The following is a 19430-nucleotide window of genomic DNA, read 5'->3' on the forward strand; positions in this document are numbered from 1 at the left end:
GGCTGGCTCAGGGAATGACGATCTTGCCGGGATTCATGATGCCGGCCGGGTCGATGGCGCGCTTGATGGCGCGCATCACGTCCAGCGCCTCGCCGTATTCCTCTTCCAGGAAGGCCATCTTGCCGTGGCCGATGCCGTGCTCGCCGGTGCAGGTGCCGTCCATGGCCAGGGCGCGCCGCACGATGCGGTGGTTGATGCGCTCGGCCTCGGCGATTTCCTCTGGCTTGGTGGGATCGACCAGCAGCATGACGTGGAAATTACCGTCGCCCACATGGCCGACGATGGCCGAGGTCAGCGGCGTCGACTTCAGGTCCTCCTCGGTCTCCAGCAGGCATTCGGCCAGACGCGAGATGGGTACGCAGGCGTCGGTGGTCCAGGCGCGGCAGCCGGGGCGAAGCGCGACACCGGCGTAATAGGCGTTGTGGCGCGCCGCCCACAGCCGGGTGCGCTCCTCGGCGCCGGTGGCCCACTGGAAGCCCTCGGCCCCGAATTCGGCGGCGATGGCTTCGACCTTCTCGGCCTGCTCGCGCACGCTGGCCGGGCTGCCGTGGAATTCGAAGAACAGGGTGGGAGCGACCTTGTGGTCGGTCTTGGCGTAACGGTTGACCGCGTCGATCATCACCTTGTCCAGGAACTCGATACGCGCCACCGGCACGCCCGACTGGATGGTGAGGATCACCGTGTTGACCGCCGCCTCGATGGACGGGAAGGGGCACACCGCCGCCGAGATCGCCTCGGGGATGCCCTGCAGGCGCAGCGTCAGCTCGGTGATGACGCCCAGCGTACCTTCCGAACCGACGAACAGCCGCGTCAGGTCGTAGCCGGCCGAGGATTTGCGGGCTCGCGTGGCGGTGCGGATCACCCTTCCGTCGGGCAGCACCACCTGCAGCGACAGCACGTTTTCGCGCATGGTGCCGTAGCGCACCGCGTTGGTGCCCGACGCCCTTGTGGCCGCCATGCCGCCCAGCGAGGCGTCGGCGCCGGGATCGATGGGGAAGAACAGGCCGGTGTCGCGCAGGTACTCGTTCAACTGCTTCCTGGTGACGCCGGGCTGGACGGTGACGTCCAGGTCCTCGGGCCTGACCTCCAGCACCCGGTTCATGCCGGCGACGTCGATGCTGATGCCGCCCGAAAGCGCCGCGACGTGGCCTTCCAGTGAGGTGCCGGTACCGAAGGCGATGACCGGAACCCCATGGGCGGCGCAGGCCTTGACGGTTTCCGCCACCTCCTCGGTGGACAGGGCGAAGACCACCGCCTCGGGCGGGCAGGCCGCGAAGTGGGATTCGTCCTTGCCGTGCTGCTCGCACACGGACCAAGCGGTGGAAAAGCGTTCGCCGAACCGGGCGGCGAGCTGGGCGTGGAGATCGGCGGGAATCGGCATGGAGGCGGGGCCTTTGTGGTCGGACCAGCTAGACTACGGTTCCTTGCCCGCCCGGCGCAAGGCCAGCGCCATGGCGCCGCCGCCCAGGGTGGCGGCGCCCAGCACCACCGAGGCCGACGTCCAGCCCCAGGCCGAGACGGCGGCGCCCACCACTACCGGCCCCAGCAGCAACCCCCAGTTGCTGCCCTGCATGAACAGCCCCAGGGTGACCGGCACCAGGATGGGGCGGGGGGCGTAGACCGAAGCCGACCCCAGGATGCAGCCGGGCAGCAGGCCGGCGCAGGTGGTGACGATCAGGCACAGGCCGTAGGCCAGGCCGGGCGGTGTTCCCGGCAGGAAGATGCCGGAGCAGCCCACCGCCATCACCGCGAAGGCGGCGGCCATGATCTTGCGCCGGGGCAGGCCGAGGCGCAGGGCGGGCCCCGAGGCGACGTTGCCGATGATGTTGCAGGCGGTCACCAGGGCGGTCATCACCCCGGCGGTGCCGGGCGGCACGCCCATGCGCTCGATCAACAGGGTGGGCAGGAAGCCGGTCAGCGCGGCATAGGCGGCGGAATAAGGAACGAAGGTGGCGGCCAGCAGCAGCGGTCCCCGCGCCCTGAGGGTGTCGCCCACGTCGCGCAGCAGGCGGACCTCGCCCACGCCGGGCGGCCGCTGGGGGCGGGGCATGCGCAGGTGGACCAGCGCCGCGTAGAGCAGCAGCAGCGCCGCCATGCCCAGCCACAGGCCGCGCCAGCCCAGCAGCGGCAGGGCCGGGGCGGCGGTCATGGACACCGCCATGCCGAACGGCATGAAGGCGCCCCACAGGCCGAAAGCCATCTGGCGCTGGGCCGGCGTGGTCATCAGGGTGATCAGCGCCGGGGCCGAGATCACCACCAGCATGTAGCCGATCCCCTCGACCACCCGGCTGGCCAGCAGGGTGGCGAATTCCGGGGCGAGGCCGCCGGTCAGGCTGCCCAGGGCCATGACCAGCAGGCCGATGGGCAGCAGGCGGCGGGAACCGACCCGGGTGACCAGGGTCCCCATGCCGGCCCCCACCGCCGCCCCCATGACGGCGAACAGCGACAGCACCCAGGCGGCCTGGGACAGGTCGAGGCCCATCTCGTCGCGCAGGAACGGCAGGGCGATGGGCGCCTTGCCCACCTGGAAGGCGGCGACCACTCCCGCTCCCACCGCCCCGAGGACGGCAGGCCATGAGGTGCGTTCGGGACCCATCTACTCGGAATCGCGGCGGGACGGGGCGCCGAGCCAGGGATTGCCGCCGCCGAACGCCTGGGTCCAGGGGGCGAGCCACGCCTGGGCCATGGTACTCCACAACGCGAAGGGATTGCTCCACGCGGCGGGCGGCAGGCCGCCCAGCAGCAGGGTCTCGGCGGCCTGGAACGACGGCGTGGCCGAGAGGTGAATAATCATGTGCTCGGCCGCGCCGCCGGCATCGTGGCGATGGACGATCTCCATGCGAAGGTTGGGCAGGTCGCCAACAATGCGGGTTTCGTCCTTCACCATGTTCTCCAGTGCCCTTGGGGGCGGCCTGCGGGCGGGACGCCCGCGCTCCGACAAATTCTGCGGGCGGGACGCCCGCGCTCCGATAAATTCTGCGGGCAGGGTGTCCGCGCTCCGCCTTAGTTCTTGATCGTCTTGCGGCAGGCCGTGGCGGCCCGGCGGCAGGCCTGGGCGCATTCCTTGAGCCGCACGTCCTCGCTGGCCAGCTTCTCGCAGGCGCTGGCGCATTTGTCGCTGACCTCGGCGGCCACCTGGCAGGTCAGGTGGTGCAGGCGCGACGAGCGCAGCATGAAGTCGGCGGCGGTCTCGTTGATGTCGGCGCAGTCGAGCAGCAGCTGGATCAGTTCCCATTCGGCCGAGGGGCCGCCCTGCTGCATGCCATGGATGACGGATTCGGTACAGGCCCGGTGCGCCTGTTCACAGGCGTCGATGGTGTCGGACAAAGGCATGTTCGTCTTCTCCCCCTGAACGGGCCGGACGAGTCCGGCCCGTTTCCTTGGTAGACCCGGCGGGTTGGGGCGTCAATCCGCGTAATCGTACTTGCCGCCCTTCCAAACATACATGACATAGCCGGGAGCGGCGACGTCGCCCTTGGCGTCGAAGCCGATCCTGCCGATGGCGGTGTCGAACTTCTCGGCCTTGAGCACGGCGGCCACCTTCTTCCAGTCGGTGGACTTGGCCTTCTCGACCGCCTGGGCCCAGGCCTGGATGGTGCCGTAGGTGTACAGCGTATAGGCCTCGGGCTCGTACTTCTGGGCGCGGTAGTACTTGACCAGTTCGGCGTTGGCCGGATTCTTGCGCGGATCGGGGCTGAAGGTCATCAGGGTGCCTTCGCCGGCGGCGCCGGTAATGGCCCAGTATTCCTCGGTGACCAGGGCGTCGCCGCCCATCAGCCTGGTCTGCATTCCCTGGTCGCGCAGTTGGCGGACGATCAGGCCGGCCTCGGTCTTGTAGCCGCCGAAATACAGCAGGTCGACCTTGGCCGCCTTCAGCTTGGTGACCAGGGCGGAATAGTCCTTCTCGCCGGCCGAGATGGCCTCGTACACCGTGTCCTTGATTCCGGCCTTGCCCAGGGCGTCGCGGGTCTGGTCGGCCAGTCCCTTGCCGTAGGCCGACTTGTCGTGGACGATGGCCACCACCTTGCCCTTCATGTGCTTGGCGATGTACTCGGCGGCGATGACGCCCTGCTGGTCGTCGCGGCCGCAGGTGCGGAAGACGTTGGGCAGGCCGCGCTCGGTGAACTTGGGGTTGGTCGAGGCCGGCGAGATCTGCAGGATGCCGGTCTCGGCATAGACCTCCGACGCGGGGATCGACGAACCCGAGCAGAAATGGCCGGCGACGAAGGGAATCTTCCTGGAGGCCATCTCGTTGGCCACCGCCACCGCCTGCTTGGGGTCGCAGGCGTCGTCGCCCATGCTGAGCGCCAGCTTCTGGCCGAGAACGCCGCCCTTGGCGTTGATGTCCTCGACCGCCTTCATGGCGCCGCGCTTGAACTGCTCGCCGAAGGCCGCCTCGCTGCCCGACAGCGGCCCGGCCACGCCGATGGTGATGTCGGCCCGCACCGCGCCGGCAGCCAGCAATACGGCCGCGAAGGTGATTCCCGTAATCCCGATCCTGCCCATGTTCGGCTCCTCCCTGGATATCGATTGAGGCCATCAGTCTACCAGCGGATGCGGGACGCGCCACATCGGAATGCGGGGTGTTAAAATGTTTGAAAAGCGATATCGCTTCGATATATAAAATAAAGGCGCCCCATGGTGGGGCTGACGGAATGCGGAGTGGATTTCATGTCGGACGAGAAGAAGGTCAAGCCCAAGCCCAAGCCCAAGCCCAAGCCCAAGCCTGCGGCTTCCAGGAAGGCGGCGTCCAAGGCGCCCGCCCCCGAGCCCATAGCCTCCGAGCCCGCAGCTCCCGAACCGGCGGCTCCTCTCGCCGCTCCGGCGGCAGAGTCTGGCGCGCCCAAGGCCGCGAAGAAGGACGGCAAGCCCAGGAAGGAGAAGAAGGAAAAGAAGAAGAAGAAGGAAAAGCGCAAGAAGGAGGCGGTGATCATCCGCTTCGAGGACGCCCATCTGCCGCAGATCGACGCGCGGGCCGAGGCCCTGGGCCTGTCGCGGGCCGCCTGGGTGCGCATGGTCGTGGCCCAGGCCCTGAGCAAAGGGTGATTGGATGACCGGCGGATTGCCGGCCTGACCCGTCAGGCCGGTTGCCGCACCGGCAGCGATGCCGGACGCTTGCCGCCGTGCAGGAATTCGGTCAATTCCTCGGCGGGCATGGGATGGGCGAACAGGAAGCCCTGGACCATGTCGCAATCGTACTTGACCAGGTGGTCCAACTGCTCCTGGGTCTCGATGCCCGGCGCCACCACCGACAGATGGAGGCCGCGGGCCACCGCCACGATGGCGGTGACGATCTCGGATTCCTCGGCGCCCGAGGCGGCGTCGCGCACGAAGCTCTGGTCGATCTTCAGGGTGTTGCTGGGCAGCTTGCGCAGGAAGGCGAAGGACGAATAGCCCGAGCCGAAGGCGTCGATGGCCATGCGCACGCCCAGGGTCTTGAACTGGGTGAAGATGGCGTCCACGTCCTGGCCCTTGTCGAGGATGGCGCTTTCCGGCACGTCCAGCTCCAGGGCGCCGGGGGGCAGCGCGCTGCTTTCCAGGGCGGCGGCGATGTCCTCGATCAGCTCGGGGGCGCGCAACTGCCGGTTGCTCAGGTTGATTCCCACCCTGAGGCCGGCATGGCCGGCATCCAGCCAGGATTTGGCCTGGCGGCAGGCCTCTTCCAGCACGAAGCGGCCCACCGGCACGATCAGTCCGGTTTCCTCGGCCAGCGGCAGGAAGTGGTTGGGCATGATCATGCCGAATTCCGGATGGCGCCAGCGCAGCAAGGCCTCGACCGCCACCACCTTGCCGGAGCGGGAATCGAAGATGGGCTGGTAGTGCAGCAGGAATTCCCGGCGCTCGACGGCATGTCGCAGCGCGCCTTCCAGGGCCAGGCGCTCGAAGGCCTGGGCGTTGACGGTCTCGGAATGGAAGCGGCAGGCGTTGCGGCCCTGGTGCTTGGCCCGGTACATGGCGGCATCGGCCAGCTTGATCAGGGTCTGGGCGTCGCCGCCGTCGGACGGGTACAGCGCCACGCCGATGGAGGACGAGATGCGCGCCTCGTGTCCCTGGAGGTCGAAGGGCTCGGCCATCAGGGACAGGATCTTGTGGGCGACCACGGCGCCGTCGCGCGGCTCGGTGATGTCTTCCAGGATCACGGTGAACTCGTCGCCGGCCAGCCGCGCCACGGTGTCGCCCTGGCGCACGCAGGAACTCAGGCGCTCGGCCACCTGCTGCAGCAAGATGTCGCCGGCCAGATGGCCCAGGGTATCGTTGACCTGCTTGAAGAAGTCGAGGTCGATGAACAGCAGGGCGACGATGGACTGGTTGCGGTGGGCGCGGGTCAGGGCGCGGGACAGGCGTTCCTGGAACAGGGTGCGGTTGGGCAGCCGGGTCAGCGGGTCGTGGTTGGCCTGATAGGACAGACGTTCCTCGTCCTGCTTGCGCGACGTGATGTCCGAGAACACCGCCACGTAATTGGTCAGTTCGCCCCGCTCGTTGCGCACGATGGAGATGTTCAGCCATTCGGCGAACATCTCGCCGGTCTTGCGGCGGTTCCAGATCTCGCCCTGCCACTTGCCGGTCTCGCCCAACGCCTTGAAGATGACGTCGTAGAATTCCGGCGTATGGCGGCCCGAAGCCAGGAATTTCGGGGTGCGGCCGATCACCTCGTCGGCGGGGTAGCCGGTCAGTTCGGTGAAGGCCGGATTGACGTGGATGATGCGGCGCTTCTCGTCGGTGACGAACAGCCCCTCGCCGGTGCTTTCGAACACCGTGGCGGCCAGACGCATGTGGTCTTCCAGGCGCTTCCTTTCGGTGACGTCCTCGACCACCGCCACGGTGAAGCGCAGATCGCTGTCCGCCCCCTCGCGCATGGCGGTGACGGTCAGCCTTGCCCAGACGACGGCGCCATCGGGGCGAAGGTAGCGCTTGGTCAGTTCGTAGCTGTCGATGCGCCCCGCCATCATCTCGTCGCGCATCTGCCGGTGGGCATCGACGTCGTCGGGATGGGTGATGTCGCGGTAGGTCATGGTCTGCAGTTCGGCGTCGGAATAGCCGACCATGGTGCAGAAGGCGGGGTTGCAATGGATGTAGCTGCCGCCGGCGTCGGAGAGGATGACGCCGGTGCCGGCATTGTCGAACAGGGCGCGGAAGCGGGATTCGCTGGTGCGCAGCGCGGCGTCGGCGGCGGAGCGGCCGATGGCGTAGCGGATGGCGCGACGCACCAGTTCGCCGTCGCCCTGGCCCTTGACCAGATAATCCTGGGCACCCTGGCGCAGCGCTTCCAGCGCCAGTCCCTCGTCCGAGGTACCGGTCAGTACCACCACCGGCACGCTGGGGCTGGCGGCGCGCAGCCGGGCCAGGCTTTCCATGCCGAAGGAATCGGGCAGCGACAGATCGAGGAGGACCACGTCGATGGGTTGGGCCTGCAGGGCGGCCAGGCCCTCCGACAGGCGGACGGCCTTGACCACCTTGAATGGGCGAGCCGGGTCCTCGAGCAGGTACAGTTCGACCAGCCGGGCATCGCCGGGATTATCCTCGATGACGAGAACGGTGAGCGAGGAGGGCGTGGGGTGGGAGCCGCTCATGGCGCTGTGCTCAACGGGGCGGCAGCGTGACCACCGAGCACCAGTATTCCTCTATGGACCTGACCACCGAGATGAAGCGGTCCAGATCGACCGGCTTGGTGATGTAGCAATTGGCGTGCAGGTCGTAGCTGCGCAGGATGTCCTGCTCCGCCTGCGAGGTGGTCAGCACCACCACGGGAATACGGCGCAGATCCTCGTCCGCCTTCAGCTCGGCCAGAACCTGGCGCCCGTCCTTGCGGGGCAGGTTGAGGTCCAGCAGGATCAGGTTGGGCCTGGGAGACCCCGCGTACTGACCCTCGCGGCGCAGGAACGACATGGCCTCGACCCCATCGACGACCACCTTGAGACGGCTGGTCATGCGGCCTTCCTTCAAGGCCTCCTGGGCCAGGCGGGCATCACCCGGGTTGTCCTCGACCAACAGGATTTCAAAAGCTTCGGGTGCGCTGCGCAGGGTCAAGACCGACTCCCCTTCTCCCGCCGACCGGGGTGAGGCGAAAACTATATTACGTGTTTAGCCGTATGAAAACCGGCTTGCGCGCAAAATGTAACATTTACCCCGATTATTTCTGGGGGCGTATGACGGACGCCCGGTTGATAATCCCCGGGCGGCTCATCACCTAAGCTCAAGGAAACAGGGGCCGCCGCGCCGTGGCGGAACCGCTTTTGCACAGCGGGAGGTAACATGGGACGGACAATGCTCTTCGCCGCCTTGGGGCTGGTTCTGGCCTCCGGTCAGGCCCTGGCCGCCGAATTGGTCATTCCGGTCAACGCCATCGATGCCAACGGCATCGGGGCCGGAATCGGCACCGTCAAGGTCAGGGATACCAAAGGCGGCATGATGGTGATGCCCAGGCTGTCGGGGCTGACCCCCGGTCCGCACGGCTTCCATATTCACGAAAATCCCAGCTGCATGGCCAAGGAGCAGGACGGCAAGATGGTTCCCGGCCTGGCGGCCGGCGGTCATTACGACCCGGGCAAGGCCGGCAAGCACGAGGGGCCGTGGGGCCACGGGCATCTGGGCGACCTGCCGGCCCTGGCGGTCAATGGCGACGGGACGGCCAGCGATCCGGCGGTGGCGCCCACGCTCAAGGTGGCCGACCTCAAGGGCCGTGCCGTCATCATCCATGCGGGGGCGGACAATTATTCCGACCAGCCCAAGCCGCTGGGCGGCGGTGGCGGGCGGGTGGCCTGCGGCATCGTGCCTTCGAAGTGAAATGGTCCCGGCGAAGTGAAACGGTCCCGGGCGGTCAGATGATTTCCTCGCCCTCGTGGCAATAGGCGCGCAGGGCGGGTATGTCGGCGATGGAGACGGCGTTGCCGTCCACCACCACGCCCTGGCCCTTGAGGTGGGAGAAGGCACGGGACAGGGTTTCCGGCCGCACGCCGACCCGGGCGGCGATGACGCTCTTGCTGTGGGGCAGGCGCACGATGGTCGAGCCCTCGCGCTTGGTGGTCAGGCCGATCAGGTACAGCGCCAGGCGCTGGGCCGCCGATTTCAGCTTCAGGTCCTTGACCTCGCGCACCAGGGAGCGGAAATGCCGCGACAGCGAGGTCAGCATGACATAGGCCAGGTCGGACTTTTCCCGCACGTCGCGGCGGAAGCGCTCGCCCGGCAAGGACAGGATGCGCGACGGCTGCAGCGCCACGGCGCTCATCAGGAACGGCTTTTCGGTCAGCACGGCGGCCGGGATGAACATTTCCCCCGCCTTGAGAATCTCCACCATGGTCTCGCCGCCATCGGCGATGGTGCCGGTCAGGCCCACTTGGCCGTCCAGCACCACGCGCAGCGCGTTCGGGATGTCGCCCTGACGGAAGATGATGTCGTTGCGGGCATACTTGGTGACCGAGGCCTCGACGGTGATCTCGGCCAGGAGGGCCGGGCTGAGGTCGCAGAACAGCGGCAGGCGGGCGACCGCCGCCAGATCCTCTGGCCGCAGGTTGTGTCCGTCGGTGCCGCTATTCGCCCGCTGTTGTGCGTTCATGTCCATTCCGGCAAGTTCCCACTAATAGCTCGACAGGATGCGAAATAATAGATCGGGAACACTTGACGTTGGTCAACTCATCTACAAAACGGCGTATTTTTCTATAATCCGTCATCTGGACGGGTCTTCTTTGACTTGGACAAACTCGCATGCTGCACTGCAAAGAGTTCGGCTGTCTACTGAGGGGGCCATAGCCAGGCGGCGCCGCGGACCCCAGAGGAATCGCCATGCCGTGGCGGCCGCAAGATGGTGTCGACGTGATCCGAGAAGACGAAACGTCTCCACAAGGAGGGAACGTTCCGGTAGAGGCGCTCCAGCTTGGACAGGCCGCCGCCCAGCACGATGACGTGAGGATCGATGACATTGATCACGGCGGCCAGGGCGCGGGCCAGGCGCTGCTCGTAGCGGGCCAGGGCGGCCTCGGCGGAGGGGGAGTCCGACCGGGCCACCTGTTCGGCGGTCAGCCCCCCGCCATGGTCGCGGGCAAGGCCCGGTCCCGACAGGAAGGTCTCGATGCAGCCCGAGCGGCCGCAATAGCAGGCCGGGCCGGGACGTTCGCCGTCCTCGGGCCAGGGCAGGGGATTGTGGCCCCATTCCCCGGCGATGGCGTTGGGGCCGGCCAGCAGGCGGCCATGGGCGACGATGCCGCCGCCCACTCCGGTGCCGAGGATCACCCCGAACACCGTGGCGAGGCCGGCGCCCGCTCCGTCGGTGGCTTCGGACAGGGCGAAGCAGTCGGCGTCGTTGGCCAGCCGCACCGGGCGGCCCAGCGCCGCCTCCAGGTCGCGGTCCAGGGGCTTGCCGATCAGCCAGGTGGAATTGGCGTTCTTGATCAGGCCGGTGCGCGGGCTGACCGTGCCGGGGATGCCGATGCCCACCGTGGCGGTGGCGCCCAGGCGGGATTCCAGCCCTTCCACCAGATGCCGGATGGTGGCGATGGTGCCGTCGTAGCTGCCCTTGGGCGTCGCCACCCTTTCGCGCGCCAGTTCCCGCCCGGCAAGGTCCAGGGCGATGGCCTCGGTCTTGGTGCCGCCCAGGTCGATCCCGATGCGCAGGGTCACAGCGGCGCGTCGGGACGCCAGGCGACCAGCAGGGCCATGACGGCGAAGCCCACCACGTAGGCGACGGCCACATGCCAGCCGTGCCGCAGCCATTTCCCCACCGACTTGGCTTCCGGGTACATGTTGGACAGCGCCACCCCGGCCGACGAGCCGAACCAGATCATCGAACCGCCGAAGCCCACGGCATAGGCGAGATAGCCCCAGTCGTAGCCGCCCTGCTTGATGGCCAGGGCGGTGAGCGGGATATTGTCGAACACCGCCGAGACGAAGCCCAACTGCAGCGCCGTGACCATGGAGGCGGGGGGCAACTGCTCCACCGGCATCATGGAGGCGCACAGCACCAGCGACAGCAGGAACACCGAGCCCTTGGCGGTCTCCGGCATAATCTCCCAGTCGGGGCGGCGGACCTTGACGGTGGCCAACAACGCCACCCACACCGCCACGCCGAGGAAGGGGAAGGAATCGGCCAGATGGTTGAAGCGGGTGTTGACCACCACGTTGGTTCCCATGGCCGAGACCAGGATCAGCGCCACGATGCCCACCCGCGTCCAGTCGGCATGGGTGTGGGCGTGGCTGGTCTTGAGGATGGGGGAATAGGCGTGCTGCTGCTTGGCGCCGACCACTCCGACGATCAGCAGGGCGATTCCGGCCGCCACATAGGCGTCCAGCACCTGCAGCGGTGAAACCCCGGCGATCCACAGCATGGTGGTGGTGGTGTCGCCCACCACCGAGCCCGCGCCGCCGGCGTTGGAGGCGGCGACGATGGCCGCCAGGAAGCCGATATGGACTTTGGCGCGGAACAACTGGTGGGCCATGGCGCCGCCGATCAGGGCGGCGGCGATGTTGTCGAGGAAGCTCGACAGCACGAACACCATGACCAGCATGACGAAGCCGCCCTTCCAGTCGTCGGGCAGGTATTTGGGCAGCAGGACGGGGACGTGGCTCTTCTCGAAATGGCGCGACAGCAGGGCGAAGCCCATCAGCAGGCAGAACAGGTTGGCGATGGTCACCCATTCATGGCCGAGATGGCCGGCGAAACCCGCCAGCCCCGGCCCGGTCTTGAAGCCGGTGGCGGCGATTTTGTAGGCCGAGATGACGGCAAATCCGCTCAGTCCGACGTAAAGGGTATGGTTGTGCAGCAGCGCCACGCCGAGCAGCGTCGCCGCGAACAGCACGAATTCGAGGGGAATGCCGAACACCGTCATTGCGCCACCTGCCCTGTCAGTCTTGCCGGGGTTGATCCCCGTGTCGTCAAGACCATAGCCTTACGGCGCGGCAAAATCGATGCCTTGCGGGCCCCTATTCGGAAATCCGAAGGATCAGGCGATCCGGATGGCCACCTGCTTGCAGGCGGGGTTGACGGCGATCACCTGAAAGGCGACGCGGTGGGTGGCGGCGAATTCGGCGAAGGCCCGGTATTCGTCGTCGCGCCAGCTGCGGTTGCCGATGAATTCGTCGAAGACCAGCACGCATCCCGACCCGATGCGTCCGGCCAGTCCGTTCAGCACCGTGCGGGCCGAGGAATAGATGTCGCTGTCGATATTGGCGAGGCGCACCGGGCCGGGATGGCTGTCCAGGAAGGCGGGCAGGGTGTCCTCGAACCAGCCGGGATGCAGCCGCGCGTTGCCGCCCACCTGGGGCAGGATGCCGCCGGTGGTCAGCACGCCGGCCTGAGTGGCGCCCCAGCCTTCGGGCAATCCCTCGAAGGAATCGAAGCCGTGCACCTCCTGTCCGGCGGCGGCGGCGATCACCGCCAGCGAGGCGCCGCGCCGCACGCCGAACTCCAGCACCAGGCCGGGTTCCCGCGCCTCGGCCAAGGCCCAGGCCAGCAGCGTCGCGGTCATGCCGAACAGCCGCCAGCCCTCGCCCAGATGGGGCGTCAGGGCGGCGGCGGATTCCGCCACGTGAACGTGCCGGGCGCCGAAGGGGCGGGGCTGGCGTCCGGCCAGCGCGTCATAAGCGGCGGCCAGGGCGCGGTAGCGGCCGTTGGCCTTGGGGCAGGCGGCGGCCCGCTCCAGCCGCCGCTCGGCCTCGGCCCAGCCGAGGAGGTCGAGGGCCGGACCGTGGCTGCCGTACCAGGCGGCGGCCAGATCGGGGGCGCGGGCGATCAACTGGTCCCAGGCGGCCAGGGCGCGCCCGGCCTCGCCCAGCCCATTCAGGCTCATGGCCCGCTCGTACAGCATCTGGTCGGAAGGAGCGGCCAGGGATTCGACCAGCCGGACGCAATCGTGGAAGCGGGCGTCGCGGCGATAGGCGCCGGCCAGGACCTCGTCCCGCCGGGCGGCGGGGGCCATGGCCTCGAACAGGGCGATGGCGGCGCCGGGATCGTTGGCCAGCAGATGGGCGCGACCCAGCAGCAGCGCCAGTTCGCCGTCGTCCGGCGCCGCCGCCGCGGCGCGCCCGAGATGGAGGACGGCCGCCTTGGCTTCCTTGCGGCCCAGGCGCGCGGCCCCCAGCGAGGGCGTCGAGGCCGGGCGCGCCCTCGGGCAGCGGCGCCAGCAGCTTCAGCGCCGCGTCGAACCGCCCGGCGGCGATCAGCCCGGCGGCCTGGGCGAGGGGGGAGCTTTCCACCCGGACGATCCTCCGGTTGTTGAACCGCCGCAGCCTAGTCCAGTTGGCGGAATGGGCAAAGCAAAAGCCCCGGAAGACACCGCTTCCGGGGCTCGGGCGGGAAAGGGCGGGATCAGGACCGGGGCAGAACCGCGGTGGCTTCCAGCTCGATCTTGGCCGGGTGGTCCAGAAGGTCGGCCACGAAGATCATGCTCATGGCCGGATAGTGGTTGCCGATCAGCTCGCGCCAGATGCGGCCCAGGTCGCGGCGGGACGACAGATATTCATCGCGGACGATGCAGAAGGCGGTGATGCGGACGATGTGCTCGGGGCGGCCGCCGGCCTTTTCCAGGATGGCCAGGATGTTCTTCAGCGCCTGCTCGAACTGGGGGATCAGCCTTTCGCTCTCGAAGACCTGCTGGGCGTTCCAGCCCACCTGCCCCGCCAGGTACAGGGTTTGGCCCGGTTCGGCCAGAATGCCGTTGGCGTAGCCGATGGCCGGCGCCCAGCCTTCCGGAAGGATGTTCTTGTGCATGGTTCCTCCTGATAACGCCCCGGGGTTTCCCATCAGGGTGACGGTATGTTCATGAATATAGTTTATGCATAAAATAATTGAAGGGCAAGCCGTTGGGAAGCGAACCTCCCAACGGCCTGCGTTTTCCGGCCGGAATCCCTACTGGACCAGGGTCCACTGCCCGTTCCTGATCTCGAGCAGCTTGAGGGAGTTGAGGTTGAGGCCGAGATGGTCCTTGGCCGACATGTTGACGATGCCGCTGGTTCCCACGTAGCCCGAGGTCTTCTCGATTTCGTCGCGGATCTTGTGCCGGTCGACCGAACCGGCCCGCAGGATGGCGGTCAGGGCGATCTGCAGCGCGTCGTAGGCGTGGCCGCCATAGGTGGAGACCTCGGTCTTGAACGCCGCCTCGGTCTCGCTCTTGAACTTCATGGTCACCGCCTTCTGCGGATCGTCGGACGGCAGCGCCTCGGCCACCAGCACGGCGGAGGCCGGCAGGCGGACGCCCTCGGTGGCGTCGATTCCGGCCAGCTGGATGAAGTTCTTGGAATTGACGCCGTGGGATTCGTAGTAGGGCAGCCCCATGTTGAGCTGCTTGGCGTTCTTGGTGACCACGGCGGCGGATTGTCCGAAGCCCAGGTTGAAGATGGCCTGGACGCCGGGGGTGTTCTTGATCTTGGTCAGCTGGGGCGTCATGTCGGCGTCGGAGGCGAAATAGGTTTCGTCGGCGACGATGGTCATGCCGTGGAGCGGAGCCAGTTCCTTGGTGGCGGTGCTGGCCGACTTGCCGTAGCCGTCATTGCCGTAGATCAGGGCGATGCTGGTGATGCCCCGCTTCTTCATGTCGAGGAACACCTTTTCGGTGGCCATCTTATCGGTGTGCGGGGTCTTGAAGATCCACTTCTTGACCGGATCGACGATGACGCCGCCGCCGGCGATGGAGATCATCGGAACCTCGGCGCGTTCGGCCAGCGGAATGGCCGCCATGGTGTTGCCGGTGAGCGTCGGGCCGATGATCAGATTGACGTTGTCGGACTCGATCAGCCGCTTGATCAGGGTGGTGGTCTTGTCGGCCTTGCCCTCGTCGTCGTAGACGATCAGGTCGATCTTGCGGCCCAGCACGCCGCCTTCCTTGTTCAGCTGGTCCGAGTACATCTTGAGGACCTTGGCCTCGGGATCTCCCAGCAGCGACGCCGGGCCGGTGACGCTCAGCACGGCGCCGATGCGGATCGGCTCCACGGCCATGGCCGCGCCGGCCCAAAGGGCCATGGCGACGACGGTGGTTCCTATTGTTATCCGCTTCCTAGGCGTAAACGACATTTCTCCCTCCCATGACGGTTAATTCATTTCAGCATCCCTTACCTCGGCCCTGCCCATTTTTGGGTCTTGGGCCGTCACATGGTGAAGCCGCCGGTGCACATCACCACTTCTCCGGTGATGTAGTCGGCTTCAGGCAAACACAGCAGATAGACGGCGCCGGCGGCTTCCTCGGGGGTGCCGCCGCGGCCGAGCGGAATCATCTTGCTCATGGTGTCGAGCAGGTCGGCGTTGACCCCCATCTTGATCTCGATGCCGTGGGTCTTGTGGCTTTCCTCCTGGCCCGAGCCAGCCGGCTTGGTCATGCGGGTCTTGATCCAGCCGAAGGCGACGCAATTGACGTTGACGCCGTAGCGCCCCCATTCCTTGGCCATGGTCTTGGTGATGCCGACCAGGGCCGACTTGCCGGCGCCGTAGGCGATCTGGCCGGGATTGCCGCACAGGCCGCCCATGGACGAGATGTTGACCACCTTGCGCGACACCACCTCGCCACGCTCCTTCTCGGCCTTGGTGGCCGAGCGGATGTAGTCCGAGGCGGCGCGCAGCACCCGGAAGGGGGCGGTGGCGTGGACGTCGAGCATGGCGTACCACTGCTCGTCGGTGACCTTCTGGATCACCCCGTCCCAGGGATAGCCGGCGTTGTTGACGATGATGTCCAGGCGGCCGAAGCCTTCCAGGGCGGCCTTGACGATGCGGTCGCCGAAATCCTTGGCGGTGACGTCGCCGACCACTGCCAGGGCGTCCGAGCCCAGGGCCTTGATGGCCGCCACGGTCTCGGCCGCCGGGCCTTCGTCCAGGTCGTTGATCACCACCTTGGCGCCTTCGCGGGCCAGCTTCAGCGCGATGGCCTGGCCGATGCCGCGTCCCGATCCGGTGACCAGCGCCACCTTGCCGTCCAGCTTGCTCATGATGTTTCCTCCCGGATTTTTGTTGATTAGGCCGAGGCAGGCACGATGCCCGACCGGGCGAGGTCGTCGTAATCGCCGTCGCGGATGCCGGCCTGGGCCAGCACCGTGCGGGTATGTTCGCCGTAATGGGGCGGAAAGGCGAAATCGCCGCCCTTTCCCGGCAGATCCACCGCCATGGGCTGCATGCGCACCTGGCGCCCGTCGGGCAGGCGGGTGGCGGTCAGCTTGGCGGCCAAGGCGGGCATGGCGCGCACCTGGTTGATGTCGTTGATGGGGGCGTTGGGAATGGTGGCCTTGCGGAAATCGGCGGCCAGTTCCCCGGTGGAAAAGCGCGACGTCACCGCCCGCATGTCGGCCTGGATGGCCTCGCGGTCGGCGTGGCGGCCCTGGTTGGTCTCGCGGCCCGCCTTGCCCACCGAGGCGAAGCGCGGCAATTCGGTGAGGCGCCGCCACTGCACGTCCGAGCCGATGGCCACGAAGATGTAGCCGTCGGCGGTGGGATAGGCGTTGGTGGGGATGAACTTGCGGTGCTCGTTGCCGCAACGGGTGATCTCGATGGGATCGCAGCCGAAATCCACCAGCGGCAGGGTGGTGATCAGCCACGAGGCGGCGGCCTGCAGCATGGAGACGTCGATGCGCGAGCCCCGGCCGGTCTCGGCCCGCTCGGCGAGCGCCAGGCACACGCCGGCATAGACCTCGTCGCCGGCCTTGAGGTCGATGATCGGCACGCCGGCCAGGGTGGGTGGGCCGTTGGTCTCGCCGGTCAGTTCCATGTAGCCGGCCATGGCCTGCAGCGCCGGGTCGTAGCCCGGCACGTCGGGATAGTCCGGCCCCATGGCCGAGATGCCGGCCCAGATCAGGTCGGGCTTCACCGCCGACAGGCTCTCGTAGTCGATGCCCAGCTGGGCATAGCGCGACGGCAGGGTGTTGGAGCAGAAGACGTCGGCGTCGAGCGAGCGGACCAGCTGGCGCAGCACCTCGTGTCCCTTGGGCTCCTTGAGGTTGATGGCCACCGCCTCCTTGCCGACATTGGGGGCGACGAAGTAGGAACGGCGGTCGTCGTCGGCCACCACCGAGCCGATATAGCGGTTGGGATCGCCCGGCAGGTCGGGGCCCGCACCGAAGGATTCGATGCGGATCACCCGCCAGCCCAGGTGGACGAAGCGCAGCGTCGCATAGGGCAGCGACAGCGCCTGTTCCATGGACAGGACGACGCGCGGCTTCATAGCGGCCGGCCCTTCAGGGCGGAATAGACCCGCTCGGGGGTGAAGGGCAGGCTGGCGATGCGCACGCCGGTGGCGTTCTCGATGGCGTTGGCCACCGCGGCGGCCATGCAGATGGACGGCGCCTCGCCGACGCCCTTGGCGCCTTGGGGGCCCTCGCCGTCCATGGTCTCGATGAAGCTGATGTCCATCTCGGGGATTTCCGGCGCGGTGATCAGCTTGTAGTCGCGGAAGGCCGGGTTGACCAGATGGCCCTCGACCACCGGCATGTCCTCGCACAGGGCATAGCCCTGGCCCATGATGATGCCGCCCTCGATCTGGCCCTCGATGCCCATCTCGTTGAGGACGCGGCCCACGTCGTGGGCGGCCCACACCTTGAGCAGCTTGACGATGCCGGTGTCGGTGTCCACCTCCACCTCCACCACCTGGGTGGCCCAGGCGTAGGCGGCGGAGACGTCGCCCTTGAAGCCCTTGTCCTGGTGGACCGAGGGCGGCTCGTAGTAATTGGTGGTCATCACCAGCTCGGCCTTGTCCGAGAAGTGCAGCTGCCGCAGCATCTTGGCCAGCGGCATGACCTTCTCGCCGTCGCTGGCCCGCACGATGTTGCCGCCCTTGAGGTCCATCTCCTCGGCCTTCATGTTCGACACGGTGGCGGCGGCGGCCAGGATCTTGTCCTTGGCCTTGCGCGCCGCCCCGATGGCCGAGTTGCCGGCGATGAAGGTGGTGCGGCTGGCGTGCACGCCCACGTCCCACGGCGTGATGTCGGTGTCGTTGTTGACCACCGTCACCGCGCTCATGGGCACGCCCAGTTCCTCGCACACCAGCTGGGCCAGCACGGTCTCCGAGCCCTGGCCGATCTCCGACGCCCCGGTCATGATGGTGACGTGGCCGAAATCGTCGAGCTTGAGGATGGTGCCGCAGCCGTCGGACGGATAGATCTTGGCGCCGCCGCCCACGTGCAGCATGGAGGCCATGCCGACGCCCCGGCGGACGCCGGAAAGTCCCTTGGCGGCGCCCAGCGCCTTGCGCTTCTCGACGAAACCCGAGCGGCCGGCGGCGGTCTCCAGGCAATCCTGGAAGCCGCAGGTCTTGAAGTGCATGCCCTGGCCGGTGACCTCGCCGGCGTTCTGGGCGTTCTTCAGGCGGAATTCATAGGGTTCGATGCCGAGCGCGTCGGCCATCTTGTCCATCTGCTGCTCGATGGCGAAGGTGGCCTGCAGGTTGCCGTAGCCCCGGAACGACCCGGCGAAGGGGTTGTTGGTGTAGACCGCCTTGGTGTGATAGCGGCAATGGGGGACCCGGTAGAGCGAGCTGAAGGTCTGCATCATCACGAAGGGGATGGTCGCCCCCCACGAGGTGTAGCCGCCGTTGTCCAGCAGGACGTCCACGGTGCGGAAGGTCAGCGTGCCGTCCTTCTTCGCCCCCGAGCGCAGGCGGATGATGGCCGGCTGGCGGGTGGGGGACGCGATGAACTCCTCCTCCCGGGTGAAGATCAGCTTCACCGGGCGGCGCGTCGCCTTGGCCAGATAGACGGCGATGGGCTCGAAGGGGTAGATGTCGAGCTTGGAACCGAAACCGCCGCCGATGGGCGGCTGGATGATGCGGATGCGCGACGGGTCCATGCCCAGCACCTCGGCGAATTCGCGCTTGTGCAGGAACGGCACCTGGGTGTTGGAATAGAGGGTCAGGTTGCCCGAGACCGGCTCGAAATCGGCGATGACGCCCGATACGCCCATGCAGCAATGGGTGACGCGGTGCAGGGTGAACTCGTCCTCCACCACCACGTCGGACTCCGCCTCGCCCCGTTCCACGTCGCCGTGGGCGTAGTCGAAGGCCATGGCCACGTTGTCGGGCTTGGCGGCGTGGATGACCGGCGCACCGTCCTTGATGGAATCGCGGGGATCGAAGATCGGAGGCAGATCCTCGTATTCCACCTTGATCAGCTTGATGGCCGCCTGGGCGATCTCGAGCGAGTCGGCGGCCACGGCGGCGACCTCGTCGCGCTCGCAGCGCACCTTGTCGCCCTTCAAGGGCGGATTGTCCTTGTTGACGCCGATGGGGTGGATGGGAACGTCGGCGGCGGTCAGCACGGCGCGCACGCCGGGCAGCGCCTTGGCCGCGCTGGTGTCGATGGAGACGATGCGGGCATGGACCCGCTCGGTGCGCAGGATCAGGCCGTAGAGCTGGCCCGGCAGGTTGAGGTCCTGGATGTAGCGGGTCTTGCCCGCGACCTTTTCCGGCGCGTCCATCTTGGGGATGCGCTGGCCGATCAGGCTGGCGTGCTGGGGAGCGTTCATCTCGTCG

18 protein-coding genes are annotated in these 19430 nt (G+C 67.5%); 2 read left to right on the forward strand and 16 right to left on the reverse strand.

From position 1 onward, the window contains the following. Positions 1-7: 7 nt before the first annotated feature. The 5 genes from H261_RS11990 to H261_RS12010 all read right to left on the reverse strand — a co-directional run bounded on the left by H261_RS11990 (position 8) and on the right by H261_RS12010 (position 4506). Positions 8-1381, reverse strand: a complete 1374-nt coding sequence (locus H261_RS11990) for an FAD-binding oxidoreductase (RefSeq protein WP_008617810.1) — start codon at positions 1379-1381, stop codon at positions 8-10. 33 nt (positions 1382-1414) lie between these two features. Continuing rightward, positions 1415-2596, reverse strand: a complete 1182-nt coding sequence (locus H261_RS11995) for an MFS transporter (protein ID WP_040476336.1) — start codon at positions 2594-2596, stop codon at positions 1415-1417. Next, entirely contained in the window at positions 2597-2887 is a 291-nt protein-coding gene (locus H261_RS12000) for a hypothetical protein (protein ID WP_008617812.1), read from the reverse strand. A gap of 116 nt (positions 2888-3003) precedes the next feature. Continuing rightward, entirely contained in the window at positions 3004-3333 is a 330-nt protein-coding gene (locus tag H261_RS12005) for a four-helix bundle copper-binding protein (protein WP_008617813.1), read from the reverse strand. A 72-nt stretch (positions 3334-3405) separates the two neighbouring features. Beyond that, positions 3406-4506, reverse strand: a complete 1101-nt coding sequence (locus tag H261_RS12010; protein WP_008617814.1) for a branched-chain amino acid ABC transporter substrate-binding protein — start codon at positions 4504-4506, stop codon at positions 3406-3408. Positions 4507-4671: 165 nt separating this feature from the next. Between H261_RS12010 and H261_RS12015 the strand changes: the two genes are divergently transcribed. Then, positions 4672-5046 (forward strand): hypothetical protein, encoded by a 375-nt coding sequence (locus H261_RS12015; RefSeq protein WP_152426838.1) that lies wholly within the window; start codon positions 4672-4674, stop codon positions 5044-5046. A 32-nt stretch (positions 5047-5078) separates the two neighbouring features. Here H261_RS12015 and H261_RS12020 read toward each other — a convergent pair whose 3' ends face one another. After that, positions 5079-7571, reverse strand: coding sequence for an EAL domain-containing protein (locus tag H261_RS12020; RefSeq protein ID WP_008617823.1), 2493 nt, complete (start codon positions 7569-7571; stop codon positions 5079-5081). A 10-nt stretch (positions 7572-7581) separates the two neighbouring features. Beyond that, positions 7582-8028, reverse strand: a complete 447-nt coding sequence (locus tag H261_RS12025) for a response regulator (RefSeq protein ID WP_008617824.1) — start codon at positions 8026-8028, stop codon at positions 7582-7584. 225 nt (positions 8029-8253) lie between these two features. On the opposite strand from H261_RS12025, the gene sodC reads away from it, so the two are divergent. Further along, on the forward strand, positions 8254-8784 hold the full coding sequence (sodC, locus tag H261_RS12030) for a superoxide dismutase family protein (protein ID WP_152426839.1): 531 nt from the start codon (positions 8254-8256) through the stop codon (positions 8782-8784). Positions 8785-8818: 34 nt separating this feature from the next. On the opposite strand, the gene H261_RS12035 is transcribed toward sodC, so the two are convergent. From H261_RS12035 to H261_RS12075, 9 genes are all read right to left on the reverse strand, one after another. After that, a complete protein-coding gene (locus H261_RS12035; RefSeq protein ID WP_235062916.1) occupies positions 8819-9553 on the reverse strand; it encodes a cyclic nucleotide-binding domain-containing protein in 735 nt (244 codons plus the stop codon). Positions 9554-9729: 176 nt separating this feature from the next. Beyond that, positions 9730-10614 (reverse strand): ROK family protein, encoded by an 885-nt coding sequence (locus tag H261_RS12040; RefSeq protein ID WP_008617827.1) that lies wholly within the window; start codon positions 10612-10614, stop codon positions 9730-9732. Further along, positions 10611-11819 carry a hypothetical protein gene (locus H261_RS12045; protein ID WP_008617828.1) on the reverse strand — a complete coding sequence of 403 codons (1209 nt, stop codon included), beginning with the start codon at positions 11817-11819 and terminating at the stop codon, positions 10611-10613. Before H261_RS12045 ends, H261_RS12040 begins: the two co-directional genes overlap by 4 nt. A gap of 114 nt (positions 11820-11933) precedes the next feature. Beyond that, complete coding sequence (locus H261_RS12050) at positions 11934-12908, reverse strand: class I SAM-dependent methyltransferase (RefSeq protein WP_008617829.1); 975 nt, start codon at positions 12906-12908, stop codon at positions 11934-11936. A gap of 389 nt (positions 12909-13297) precedes the next feature. Further along, positions 13298-13699 (reverse strand): RidA family protein, encoded by a 402-nt coding sequence (locus H261_RS12055; protein WP_008617830.1) that lies wholly within the window; start codon positions 13697-13699, stop codon positions 13298-13300. 138 nt (positions 13700-13837) lie between these two features. Continuing rightward, positions 13838-14947, reverse strand: a complete 1110-nt coding sequence (locus H261_RS12060) for an ABC transporter substrate-binding protein (RefSeq protein WP_008617840.1) — start codon at positions 14945-14947, stop codon at positions 13838-13840. Between the two features lie 125 nt (positions 14948-15072). Then, entirely contained in the window at positions 15073-15903 is an 831-nt protein-coding gene (locus H261_RS12065) for an SDR family NAD(P)-dependent oxidoreductase (RefSeq protein ID WP_008617843.1), read from the reverse strand. A 26-nt stretch (positions 15904-15929) separates the two neighbouring features. Beyond that, the gene (locus H261_RS12070; RefSeq protein ID WP_008617844.1) at positions 15930-17129 is read right to left on the reverse strand and encodes a CaiB/BaiF CoA transferase family protein; all 1200 of its coding nucleotides are present in this window, start codon (positions 17127-17129) and stop codon (positions 15930-15932) included. Further along, a complete protein-coding gene (locus H261_RS12075; RefSeq protein ID WP_008617845.1) occupies positions 17126-19423 on the reverse strand; it encodes a xanthine dehydrogenase family protein molybdopterin-binding subunit in 2298 nt (765 codons plus the stop codon). Before H261_RS12075 ends, H261_RS12070 begins: the two co-directional genes overlap by 4 nt. Positions 19424-19430 lie beyond the last annotated feature (7 nt).

It is taken from the genome of Paramagnetospirillum caucaseum, assembly GCF_000342045.1.
Taxonomy (GTDB): domain Bacteria; phylum Pseudomonadota; class Alphaproteobacteria; order Rhodospirillales; family Magnetospirillaceae; genus Phaeospirillum; species Phaeospirillum caucaseum.